This window comes from Paenibacillus sp. NPDC058898 (assembly GCF_049316025.1).
Taxonomy (GTDB): domain Bacteria; phylum Bacillota; class Bacilli; order Paenibacillales; family Paenibacillaceae; genus Paenibacillus_AQ.
This window is the reverse complement of sequence record NZ_JBMOSM010000006.1, coordinates 207171-219806: the sequence shown is the minus strand read 5'-3', so window position 1 is coordinate 219806 and position 12636 is coordinate 207171. Positions and strand designations below refer to the sequence as shown.

Annotated in this window: 11 protein-coding genes; 2 read left to right on the top strand and 9 right to left on the bottom strand. The window is 44.7% G+C overall.

The features are described 5' to 3' along the window. Positions 1 to 228: 228 nt before the first annotated feature. The 4 genes from ACOZB4_RS18230 to ACOZB4_RS18215 all read right to left on the bottom strand — a co-directional run bounded on the left by ACOZB4_RS18230 (position 229) and on the right by ACOZB4_RS18215 (position 4731). Complete coding sequence (locus ACOZB4_RS18230; RefSeq protein ID WP_379406860.1) at positions 229 to 1146, bottom strand: EamA family transporter; 918 nt, start codon at positions 1144 to 1146, stop codon at positions 229 to 231. A gap of 534 nt (positions 1147 to 1680) precedes the next feature. After that, on the bottom strand, positions 1681 to 2433 hold the full coding sequence (locus ACOZB4_RS18225; RefSeq protein WP_379406842.1) for a superoxide dismutase family protein: 753 nt from the start codon (positions 2431 to 2433) through the stop codon (positions 1681 to 1683). A 192-nt stretch (positions 2434 to 2625) separates the two neighbouring features. Beyond that, entirely contained in the window at positions 2626 to 2922 is a 297-nt protein-coding gene (locus tag ACOZB4_RS18220; RefSeq protein WP_422759591.1) for a hypothetical protein, read from the bottom strand. Between the two features lie 777 nt (positions 2923 to 3699). Beyond that, positions 3700 to 4731, bottom strand: a complete 1032-nt coding sequence (locus ACOZB4_RS18215) for a Gfo/Idh/MocA family protein (protein WP_379406840.1) — start codon at positions 4729 to 4731, stop codon at positions 3700 to 3702. 645 nt (positions 4732 to 5376) lie between these two features. Here ACOZB4_RS18215 and ACOZB4_RS18210 point away from each other — a divergent pair. Beyond that, positions 5377 to 5490, top strand: a complete 114-nt coding sequence (locus ACOZB4_RS18210; protein WP_353049531.1) for a putative holin-like toxin — start codon at positions 5377 to 5379, stop codon at positions 5488 to 5490. A gap of 220 nt (positions 5491 to 5710) precedes the next feature. Here ACOZB4_RS18210 and ACOZB4_RS18205 read toward each other — a convergent pair whose 3' ends face one another. From ACOZB4_RS18205 to ACOZB4_RS18190, 4 genes are all read right to left on the bottom strand, one after another. Next, positions 5711 to 6031 carry a hypothetical protein gene (locus ACOZB4_RS18205; RefSeq protein WP_379406839.1) on the bottom strand — a complete coding sequence of 107 codons (321 nt, stop codon included), beginning with the start codon at positions 6029 to 6031 and terminating at the stop codon, positions 5711 to 5713. 128 nt (positions 6032 to 6159) lie between these two features. Next, positions 6160 to 7395, bottom strand: coding sequence for a family 16 glycosylhydrolase (locus ACOZB4_RS18200; protein WP_379406838.1), 1236 nt, complete (start codon positions 7393 to 7395; stop codon positions 6160 to 6162). Positions 7396 to 7441: 46 nt separating this feature from the next. Continuing rightward, complete coding sequence (locus tag ACOZB4_RS18195) at positions 7442 to 8836, bottom strand: ABC transporter substrate-binding protein (protein ID WP_379406837.1); 1395 nt, start codon at positions 8834 to 8836, stop codon at positions 7442 to 7444. Positions 8837 to 9075: 239 nt separating this feature from the next. Next, on the bottom strand, positions 9076 to 9909 hold the full coding sequence (locus ACOZB4_RS18190) for an AraC family transcriptional regulator (RefSeq protein WP_422759590.1): 834 nt from the start codon (positions 9907 to 9909) through the stop codon (positions 9076 to 9078). Positions 9910 to 10193: 284 nt separating this feature from the next. Between ACOZB4_RS18190 and ACOZB4_RS18185 the strand changes: the two genes are divergently transcribed. After that, on the top strand, positions 10194 to 11597 hold the full coding sequence (locus ACOZB4_RS18185; protein WP_379406836.1) for an ABC transporter substrate-binding protein: 1404 nt from the start codon (positions 10194 to 10196) through the stop codon (positions 11595 to 11597). Between the two features lie 101 nt (positions 11598 to 11698). Here the strand turns inward: ACOZB4_RS18185 and ACOZB4_RS18180 are convergent, their stop codons facing one another. Further along, complete coding sequence (locus tag ACOZB4_RS18180) at positions 11699 to 12610, bottom strand: AraC family transcriptional regulator (protein ID WP_379406835.1); 912 nt, start codon at positions 12608 to 12610, stop codon at positions 11699 to 11701. Between the last annotated feature and the right edge of the window lie 26 nt (positions 12611 to 12636).

Below are 12636 nucleotides of genomic sequence, written 5' to 3'. Positions count from 1 at the left end.
GAACGAGTGCCTTGCCAGCGAGATAACGTTGAAGCGTCTGACTAAATAAAAAACCTTCACACATAGTCGTGTGAAGGGTCTGAACAAGTTTCTTCAATGATTTGATAATAACTGTTAAGGCTTTGGGGGCAGTCTTTTACATATGAGCTTTTTTACCGATTAGCGGGATATTGGGATGGACGATAAACATTCTTCGGAAAACAGCCCGTACACGATTCAGTTGGCAGTTTATAGCTCTTCTACCTGATGAAGTAAGGGTTTCGGGGATTTTTTTCGTATCCATATCGGCAAAAGTTGTGGAGTGGCAATTCCAAGCAGAACAACGATTATCCCAACCCATCGAAGTAAGGACACCTCTTCATGCAGAATTAACACCGAAGCCACTACAGCGGCCGGTAACTCCGCCGCACCCAGTATGGCCCCCAAACCTGAGCCCAGCTTCGGGACACCGATGGAAAAGAAAAGGACCGGAATAACAATCCCTAGCAGCCCTAAAGGAAGACCAAACTTCCAAAGTCCTTCTGCAATCGCACCATCATAAATGAAGGAAGGCGAAAAAACAATCAAAATAATGATCATGGCACTAGTGGTCATATACAAGCTTTTATTCACGGCAGGTACCTGTGTAGCCACTCTCCCGCTTACAAATATATATAAGGCAAACGACACAGCTGACATTAAGCCGAAAATAACACCTTTTGCCGTTATCCCACCAACGCTTGGTTCAAGAATACCCCCTGCTAAGATCGTACCTATAAGGAGGATGATCATCGAAATGCATTTCTCACGGCTAGGGAACTTTCTATCGACGACTGCCTCCAGAATTACCCCAATCCAAGTAAATTGAAATAAGAGTACGATTGCAATCGAAGCAGGTAATTCCTCCACGGCAAATCCGTAGAATACACCCGTTAAACTGATGGTGATTCCAGCGCCTAATAGCGAGAACGCCAGCTTCAACCCCAGCTTTTTCCGGGAAAATAATAAAACTAACAGGAGCAGCATGCACCATCCAAAAAAGTACTGTGCTCCTACCAACTGCTGCATTTTAAATCCGTCATTCATTCCAAGCTTGATGATTGTAGAAAGTGATCCATAACTACATGCACCTAAAAAAACAAGTAAAGCATATTTTAGTAACCTCATATTCATGGTAGCCTCTTTCCTCTCTGATACATAACATAATAAAGCCCCTTGTCAGTGAAATGACAAGGGGCGAATGAAACCAAAGAATATTTCTTTGACAAAATTCCGCCACTCCATCCATAGGATAGAGTTTGGTTTATTTAATTATACAATGACATTTGCAACAAGAGTTATATTATGATAGATCACATACGATGTCAACTGGAAAATCGGCAAGCCTTTTCAAAAACAAAATAGCCATTGGTTCACTAAGATCATTTTAAGTCATATCGGCAAAATGCCCAAACAACAATCCTATGCTTGTATTTTACAACATCCCTGTTCCGCTCCCAACCGGAGGTTTCGACCCCTCCATAGTATGGCAGTCGAACGTTAGCGACTTATCCTCCAGATTACTCCTTACATAAAATACTACACCAGTTCCTTCTATCATCTTCCGTTGCGCAACCATGACAAAAAACGCACCTCCCTGTGGAGATGCGTTTTTCACTGGATTTCATATGTTGCAAACCGCATGTACTGCAACTTGCCGAGTTATTCCGGAATGTTCCCGCCAGCCACGCGGTCGCCGGAATTGCCCGCCGGGTCGGTAACATTGTCATCCTCACCAGCATGAATGATCAGCGAATGTCCCAGCACCGAATTCGGCTGATTCTTTTCAAGTGTGCCATGCTGAATGATCATCTCCGCTTCCACGGTGCCGTCTGTGCCTACGACCAGGTTCGGCATATCGCCAACATGGCTTCCTTGCGGATTCTCGAGGCCATGATGCTTGTCGGTCGGATTAAAATGCCCTCCGGCAGATTTAAAATCCGTTCCCTGAATTGCATTCTCATGCACATGGAATCCATGCTTGCCTGGAGTGAGGCCGGATGCGGTAATCTTTACCTTCACCCCATCATTGATCTGCTCCAAGGTAGCGGAACCAACAGACTCGCCCGCCGCATTGTACAGTTTGACCACGGGAAGTCCCAAAGAGATCGTTCTGGAAGCTTGCTCCCAATACACCGGTTGGCCTACCAGATCAGATACCATGCGAACAGGCACATAGGTCGTGCCGTTGTGAATAATCGAATCCGGGGCCGCCGTCCCTTGGTTCATAAATTGACCGGCAGGTGTAGAGTGGTCCTTGCCATTGACGTAGTAGCTTATTTTAGATGTTGCGTGTTTAATCGCATCTACGGCTCCTTCGGGATTGGCAGCCGCCAGCGAAAATCCTGAAAACAGCATGGCACCAGCAAAAAATGCTCCGGCCATATGTTTCAACTTGTAGGTCTTCTTCTTCACTTCATCGCCTCCTGATGATGGTATTCATACATCTCCCAATACCCTGATTTTATACGTCTCAACCGTTATTTTATGGGTTTGGGGCTTTCGGCGTTGGTCATTGATTCCAAAGACACGTACAAGCGATAAAACGAAGACTAGCATTCGATATGAAGCTGCTGAAACAGATGAGGATTGCTGCAGATAACGGCTTCACTCCCCCTCTGGCAAAATGAGTTCTCGCATCCGATCCGTATGTTTGGCCGAGACCACATATACGTCTTCTCCCCAATCTTTGAACCCGTAGCTGAACACACTTTCCTGATCCTCTTCCCCCAACCACAGCTTGATGGCATGGATCGGAGATTGATGGGCATAGATAACCATCACATCGTAATCCGGGTCCGTTGGTTTGGCATCATCCGGCTGCTTGCGAGCGTTACGGATCGCTTCCTCAAATACGCTTACAGCCTTCGCATCCTTGAAAGACAACAGTGTATCCCCATTCATGAGGTCCCATTCTTGTTTTCTTATCATCGATGGTTGGACCGTAGATCACTCACTTGTGTGGTCATTATTAGTTTTTCAAGGATATGCTAGCTAGAAAGAAAGCTATTTGTCACGTCGACCTTTAAAATGTATGATAAGTAGATTCGCCATATAAAGACATGGTTGAGCAAAGAAAGACCGTAGACTTTACCATCTACGGCCTTTCCACATTAAAACTACCATTCTACTCCAAACTACTAAATTCATTCATACGCGCAAGTTTTACAAGATCAGTCTTAGGCAATCCGATTTCTCTCGATTTCACCCTGCAATAATAACAAGAGCAATGAATCTTCCCCTTAGCAAACTCACCTGTAAACTTTGCATGCCAACCTAGTTGTTTAGCAAGCCTGCTCTTACGATGGATCACTCTTCGTCGATGATGACGGTAATACGAACGAGTACGATTTTTGCCTTTGCAATTCATTCCATCACACCCCTTGGGAAAAGGCCCAGCCTGCAAAGGAGCCAAGAGGGTTATGTCATCCTCTACAGGCCGAGCGTGATGAAACTACTAAGTTGCACGAACACCATGGATCACCTCAACTGGATGTGATTTAAACCTGTATTACTTTCTTACCAACTCCGCCACACTCTCCACATGCACCGTATGCGGAAACCTCGTCATGAATCTGCTCCAAGGTACCGCAACCCACAAATTCGCCAGCCTCATTGAACAGCCTCACCAGAGAGACGCCATCTAAGATGGCGTCCTTGTTTTACCCGAACATTCCCCCATCAGGTCGTTACAATAACCCCTGCCGCTTGGTCCCCCATCAATTGAGGCCTTACATCCGTAAAGCCCTCACCCGGCTTACGCAGGGCTTCCAACACAACCTGCGCGTTATACCCGTCATGAAAATCATAAATGAGACCGGACTCTCCGTTCAAAATCTGAATGATTTGCTTCAGGATCGGCAGCGGGCTGACGACGTCGTCCACAGGTACAGGCTGCAGTTCGGTGTCCTTGCCGCTTTGGAACAGGTTGCTCCAGTTCTCCAATGCCAAGGTGCCTTCTTCACCGTGGACCACCAGGGAGACACGCTCCTCCCCTTCCCTTTGGTCGGTTCCCGACAGGCGAATCTCGATATCATTATGTAATCTGAGAACGGCCTGAACACGGCTTTCGGACTGATTCGAATCCGGTGGGAACTCGATCTCGCTCTTCACATGCGTAATGGGCCCGAACACCTGCTGGATCATCTGGATCCAGTGAATGCCGACCTCCAGGAGGTATCCGCCCTGCTGCCTTGTCGTGATCCAAGGATTCTGCTGCCAGGCCCTCGGCCACTGCGGAAACTCCAGGTACAGATCCATGCTTTGAATCCGGCCGATCGCCTGCTCCTCAAGCAATCCCTGCAGCTTCAGAACCGCCGGGTCGAGCGGAAGCGAGAAATGAACCGCATGGAGCACATCGGCCTTATCAGCCAGCTCCACCAGACTCCGGGCTTCCGTCAGGCTGCCCGCAAGCGGCTTCTCGCAGAAGACGTGGATGCCTTTCCCAAATGCGATCCGGGCCACGTCATAATGCAGTGACGGCGGAACCGCGATATATACGAGGTCAAGCGGCACCTCGTCCAGCAATTGGCGATAGTCGGTGTACAACCGTGGACGAATTCCTGCTTCTGCGACTTCCCGTTGCAGACTGGATTCATCACTGTCGCAAATGGCGACTAATTCGATCTTCTCCGTATATTGAGGCAGTAAGCGATGAATCATATGACGGCCCATGTGCCCTAAACCGATGACGGCCATTTTTTGTTTAATCATCCTGTTCTCCTACTCCATTCGCGATTGAATTTTTCCATTGAATGCCACGTTCCCTATTATAGATCAAGGGGCTGCAGCCCGTACACTCAGATATCCTGAAAAAGGCATCAAAAAGGCTGCCCGAATGGGCAGCCTTTAACTTGTCATCATTCGCGCGTCCATCCCCGCTCTTCCGGCACCTCAAACAGCAGGTTAACCTTAATCTCTTAACACGCGCTTGTGGGAATACAATTCACTCCACACCCTTCAACGACTCAATCATATGAATCCGCTCACTCTTTTCCGAAGCATTGAGGTTGGAGAAGGGTCAGTAAGAACGCCAGCACAACCGATGCCAGCAGGATCAAAGGTTTAATTGATCCGGGATTTGCTAATGCGTACTCGAAAGCGCAGCATTCTATCATGAACATCTGCCACCAGATTATTTAGTTTAGCTATAATGATGCAGCTGCGAGCGTCTCTCCGTCCGGATCGTTCCATTCATCGTACAAATCAGCAAAACCAGGGGAAGCAAGAATGTAGTTGTTAATTCACTTGATAGAGCGTCATAATAGGCGCTCTTCTGTTGTTATGGTATAATTAACCATAACAACAGAAAGGCTAATATGGGCGGTCGGCTAGTCTCCCGGAAGGGAGGTGATGCCTGTGGAGGTTAAGGATGCTTTGACATTAATGATCCAATTCGGTTCGATGCTTGTCACGCTGATCGGGTTGGTCGTAACCATTGTCTTAGCATTGAACCAAAACAAAAAGAAATAGGCCGCCCGTAGATGGGATAACGACCTATTTCTAGTCCCTGTAAATGCCTACCGCCCTTAAAAGCGGCTGTTGTTAGGAGTGAGGATGTTACCAGCATCTTCACTCCTCTTTATTATATACATATTGTACCATAATATTACCCAGCATTGTAAACATCGAAAAGTCCAACAAATCCAATAGCACTAACAAATTTGTCCAAAATGCAGGCAAGATTGCTTCTTCAGGGTTTCTCAGATCCTTCTACGGAATGCTCATTTAGCTCCATTTTATGAACCTTTATTTTTTCTGGATCATATTGATCACCTTCTGCAATACTTTCAACTTCAGCCTTGATAACGTCACCTACCTTGTAATTTTCAATATTTTTAATGGGAAGCAAGAATCCGTCCACATAAATTTGCGATGATTGTTGTTTAATATCTTCAATAGGCCCCTCAACATGAAACGTGTTCTTGTCCTCCGTGCATCCTACAAGAACCAAAAATAATAGAAACAAACCTATCAGATTGTAACGACCAGGAATATAATGTACTTTTACCATGATTCTCATCCTTGAATCTGTCACCCCCTTTTTGAGCTTGTGACATACTATCACCTCAAACGAATGTTATATAAAATATATATATTCTGAGGTGGAGTCATTTGCCCTTCTCAACTCCCATCCCAACATTACGCCTTTGCACTCAAATAAACAGCTATATCCTGAATCAAATACGATCCTGCCTCTTGGCTGCCATTGAACGCTCGAATAACCAATCGAATCGACTTAGCCTGCTCTACTTGGGCAAACCTGACTTCGAACGTTTCTAACTCATCCTCACGATGGCTCCATGCGACCTGCCCGGATTCACCCACTTTACGCCAATCGGTTACACCATCAGGAGATACTTCAATATCCCACTGTGTCGGACCTTGCTTCAATCCAGCTCGTGTCGTTAACGATACCGTATCAAATGCTTGCGGTTCCATCCAATCCAAATAAATATAGTGAGGTAACGACTCTTCCGGTTTGCTGATTAAAGCGGTATTCGGATCGCCGTCATTGATATAACAAATATGCGATTGTGCATTGTACAAATCTCCCCATGTAATATCGTTACCTACCCCGCTAATGGCAAACCGGGCGAGATTGCCTTCCGTTCCTTCGAGCGGAATGAGCTCCATGGGCATCCCTTCGCGCTTATATACCCTTAAATAATCAACGAGGAATTCCTTCGGATACGGAATGGATCGATCCAGGTCGCCAATCCATCCCCCATCGCCATCATTAATTTGCAGCAGGGTAACCATCGGATAATCCGGTGACTGATCAACTTCCCAATATAGCTCATGATCCAGATAGAATTTCATACCGGATTCATCCCACTCAAAGCCGTATACGTGAAAATCTTCCGATAAGTCTACATCCGTACGATACGGAATATGGGCATACTTCAATTTCGTATCACGCAATGAATGAAGTGTTGTATTCAGTAAACGTGTATCTTTGCCTAACATTTCGAAAATGTCGATTTCAGCATTGTGCTCTTTCTCATTTTCGAACCCGATCATCCACCAAGCTGAATTAAGCCCGCTCCCTTTCGCCACCTTCGCACGTAACTCGAAGTAACCATATTTCGTCACAAGGTTCATGAAGGCACGATCATGATGGTTTAGTCCGAGATCATCACCGTATCGGTGTAGTCCATCTCGCATCCCCGTAACAATAGCGGACACACGCTTATGCTCATCAGGCAGTTGTAACACGATACAGCTATCACGTAATTGATAGGTCGCCTTTGCTTCCTCTAACGTCTTCCAATGGGATAACCCGTAGGGTGAGAACTTCGTCTGGTCGAGCGTTGGGCCATCAAACTCTTCATGAAATACAAGGGTCCAGCCTTCCTTATGCAGCAGATCTGTCATGATTTACTCGCTCCTATTCCGTGCATTCATTTTGTCTGAAACTCTTTTACTGTTTATTCATAGCATCTTTAATCTTGATCGCAGATTCCTCTTCCAGCACACGGATAAACTCCGGGATGTTCATGTCCGAGGTCGCAAACTTCTGCATAGCCCCATTCAAATCAACGTATTTATCCCACACACTTGCTCTAGCAGGAGGAAGCGCAAACTGATTCTGGAACATCGCCATTACATTTTTGCCTTGATGATCTGGATTGTCGGCACCAAACTGTTTGCGAATTTCCACATCGGAGGTAGTCGGGATTGTGCCTTTTCTTGTAGCCTTCGTTTGGTTCTCTATTGAAATAATGGCTTGAAGTACTTGAAGCGCTGCTTCTTTATTCTCACTATACGGGTTAATGACCGTAGGGGCCGTATGAACCGCTGGAGCAGTCTCTGGGATATCAGGCCAGGATGGAACCGGCAGAATGTCCATGTCTTTCTTGAATTCTGCTCTTTCCTCCGGGGTCTCCCCTCCAAACCAAGTCAGGAAACCATGCCAGTTGATTTCCATCGCAGCTGTTTTTTGCATAAACTTATCTGGTTCTTCCGGATTGTAGATGCCTGGGATACTATATATTTTTTTCATCAGTTCCATGTATTTCGTAAACTTCGGATCTTTAGACAATAACAGTTCCCCGGTATCTGGATCTGTCAATGTTATAGATAATTGTAATAGAGCAGCATCCACCGTATCCGAGCCGAACTCCAATCCTATGTATTGATTTCCATCACGGGTACCTGTCGTTTTCTTAGCGAGGTCAATGATTTCATCCCAAGTCATGTTGTCTGTCGGATAAGGAACACCGAATAGGTCGAATACTTCTTTATTGTAGAAGAGACCATAAATTCCTCCATTGCCCGTCAATCCGATCAGCCGTCCTTCAGGGTCTTGGGAACGAATCAGGGCTATGAACGAAGGGTCAACGGTGCTCAAATCGATCCCATACTCCACTACCATCTCATCTAGCGGCTGTACCATATCGAGATCGAGCAGTACATCTACCCCAAGGTTCGGCGTTAGCAAGTCAACCACTGTTCCTGCGCTGTTTATCTCTTGGATTCCTTCAGCCGTTCCGTTCCAATCGACATATTCGAATGTAATATGGGGAACAAGCTCCTTCATATCTTGAACAAAATTGTTCTGGAAATTTTCTTCGCCCCATTGGGTTGCTACCTTTAACGTAACGGGTTCATTCGAGAATTGTTTCACCTCAACAGGTTCAGGTTCCTCCACTTGTTCCTCCGTGTTCATATTCGTTCCTTCCATTGATTCTGTTGGATCCGGCTTGTCACTTGTTATTTCGCTGCCAGCTCCTGAGGAACATGCTCCCAAAACGAACATGAACAAGAGACATATCATTAACAGCAGGCTCAGCCTTTTTTGACCACTACTTTTCATACATAACCCCTCCGACTTCATAAATTTACAATGCCGATGTGAAAAGAATGGATTGTACAAACGCAAAATCCATTCCATCCAATTTTCTAACATTTCAAAAGGCTAACCCTGAGTCGAACCTGAACTGTTCACTTGCCCTCGGAAGCGTTTTCAAATCGTTCTTTTATTCATAGTTTACTCGGCAAATCCTTGGAAGTATTTAGCCCAAAGTAACACTTTTATAACAAAAATCCCCCCTGCTATTCTTCAAGGGGGGAGACGATATCGAGTGACGATATGAGTGTTGCATTAAACTGACTTAGGCTGATTCCCATTCGTTTTTTGAACATTCGACTAAATGAATGCAGTTCCGTATATCCGACCTGGTTCGCGATCTCGCTTATTGTAAGATCGGTTTCAATTGCGAGCTGTTTCGCCTTCTCTATACGTATCGTAGCCAGGTAATCAGACGGTGTCATACCGTAACAGTTGCGAAATTGCCGTATAATATAGTTCCTGCTCAGTCCTGTCATCTCGCTTAATGTATCCAAACGGATTGGCGTACTATAATTTTCTTTAATGTAATTACAGATTTTCACCATTTTCGGATTGATTTTCGTGGTTAGCTTTGCTGTTCCATCCACAGGCTTATTTTCCATCAAATCATATAATATTTGCAGCAGCAGTCCTTGCGCCAACATATTGCATGACAAGGTATGCTGCTGGATTGCCTGAATTAAGGGGATGAGTTTGCCAAGTAACGAACCATCTGGATCGCTCCCTCTAATGTAGTCATTTCCAAACATGAATTCTATAGGTGACTTTGACAGTCCAAAATGAAATGAAATGGTTATTCCCACGTAAGGATCATCTTTAGATGGCTGCAATGAACGAACAACCTCGGGTCGAATGATGTAAATATCCCCCTTTCCAAGCGGATACTTTACGCCATTCATAATATTATCTGCCTTCCCATCAACTCCATATAGAAGCTGAAATTGACTAATCTTCTGAGGTATCATAAACCAACCCGTTGGAGGTTTGTACATATGGGCAAGCGTAATATAAGGCGGGTAATAAAATTGATCCTGCAATAACGGGATCGTTTCCTCTGGATCCAGGACTGGAAGCTTATCATACATCAAGAATTCACCTTCTCCACTTTTTGGCTGCTTAATCCCTTTCCTTTACAATACAATAATCCCCATAGAGGTAGTGTGAAGATTTAATCAGCAAAATAGTCCAACAAGTGCGCAAAGCTATGTAGAGACTCCATCTCTTTTTCAATATAGAATGAAGGCATCCGGATTTCCACTTATGCATTGAATGGAACTCATCTTGGCAAACGCTTACATTCAAATGAATTGGAGGTCTCTACATGAAATTGGTAAAGAAAAGCTGGACCATTCTTTTACTATTTGTAATGTTATGCACCCTTGTCATCGCTTGTGGAAATACGAACGAACACGATGCAATCAATAAAGAAGTTAGCTCGGTAGAAGAGAACCCGGTACCGAACCAAGAAACCAATGTAACCGAGGCGTCGAATAACTTACCGCCAGTAGAAGGAACACCCACGGACCCTGTTACAGTAACTGTGGCATTTCCGTGGGGGGAAGAAATATTTAACAATCGATTCCAAGAGATTGATGAGAAGCTGCCCAATGTAAATATAGAAATGGTAGCATGTGAGTGTAAATCCGCGTCGCTGCAGGAATTGTTTGCAAGCGGAGTGAATCCTGATATTATTTTTCCGAACTATGGGATTCATGAAATAGAGAATTTAGGAGTTATCTATCCACTTGATGAATTAGCAAAAAGCCACGATTTCGATATCCATTCGTTAAATCCAAGTCTCGTCTCCTATATTCGATCACTTGATTCTGAGGGAAGGTTAATCGGTATACCTGATGGAACAGGCTATCTATCCCTCTTCTACAATAAGGAGATATTTGATTTGTTTGGTGTGCCTTACCCTACAGAGACGATGACTTGGGATCAGGCATTCGACTTGGCTAAAAAAATGACAGGACAGCGTAATGGTGTTTCCTATCTAGGACTTGAACTCGGCGGCTATGGGAACACAGGGGATGGTGCCGCAGTACCGCTCAAGGAACTCGCAGTGAATAAGACAGATCCGGACACAGGCGAAGTGCTCATTACGAAAGATCCGGCATTTACGAAATATTTAGAACTGATGAAGAAGTATTATAGTATACCGGGTGTAAGATCTGAAGAAGCTAAGAACGCCGATTTATTCGGGCAAAAACAAGCTGCAATGACCGTTACCTGGACCGCATACTTCGTTCATGGAAACCCGTTTGAAGATGTAGAATATTTAAAGAACAAAGTAGCTATGTTACCTGTGCCTGTGTGGGCAGATCAACCAACGATCGGCCCTGTGTTAGGAACTACGCCGATGGTCATTTCCAGCTCAAGCGAGCATAAAGATGCGGCATTCAGCGTGTTGAAGGAATACGTATCTGTACCGAATCAGACGAAAATCGCTCAATCGATGGCATCCGGTCCTGTGCTTACCGAGGTTGCCGATCAGTATGGTTCAGGAATAGAAAATTACGCTGGGCAAGATGTCACTTCTGTGTTTAAGCTAACTCCAGCAACCTATACTGACAGACAAAGCTTATGGGATCAATACGTGAACCTTGACCTTGCTAAGTTTGCTGATTCCGATATGAATATATCGGAATTTCTAAGAATAACGAAGGAGGAAGGCGAAGCAGCCGTTGCAGAGGCCAGAACACAATTAGAAAACACGAAATAATATTTCACGGACGATATGATCCCCTTTAAGCAGATACTCAAACAACCTCTTATGATGACAAGAGATGAGTGGAGTGAACTTGGAGGGGATTTGTTGTTTGACTAGTTGAGTTCAGTGGATGCATGTAAATCTTGCACCGCTTGTTTACGGAATTCGGAAGGCGAGCACAGCCTATATTTTCTAAACACTCTGTTAAAATAGTTAATATTATTAAATCCCACCCGGTGAGCAATTTGTGTAATGGGTAAACTAGAATTCATAATCATCTCCTCCCCTTTTCTGATTCGGCATAGATTAACATACTCTACAAACGTTTGTCCGGTTATCTTTTTAAACGTCCTACAGAAATGATAAGGGCTCATTCTAGCGAGCTTTGAAATACCGTTCAGTGTGAACTGCTCTCCGTAATGTTCTTCCACATACAACATGACGTCACGAAGTTCCTCGATCCTTCTTCGGTTTACTCCTTCCGCTTTACTGTTACTAACCTCATAACCATATACTCGTGTCAGTGTCACGATAAGCCGATAGAGATAGGATTTGATGACCAATTCATATCCACTCTTTTTCGATTTATATTCAGCAGCAATATTTAGAATCAATTCTTTCAATTCATTATAGTTATCATCCTCAGCTCGTAAACATCGGGGAAATGACAGCTTCCCATTCAATAACGGTTCATGAACGATGTGCATCGATTCCGCAGTTAACAGAATGGATTTATTGATTAAAACCGCATAATATTCCGGGACTTCTTCCTTCTCCATTAAGTACGCCCCATGAATTTGGCCTTCTTCAATCAAGATTATATCCCCTTCTTCTCCCACATACGAATAGCCTTCTATAAAAAGCTGCATCCGACCTTTTACGACGAAGATAATCTCCATAACCCGATCATGCCAGTGAGAGGAGAACAAGGCATTGCCATAGGGCTGTGCTTGAAACAGATTAAACGGAAGATAGTTGCTGATTAGGTAAGCCGGTACATTCGCGGGTGCTGCAAATGATGACATGGGACATTCTCCTTTCAAAGCGTGAA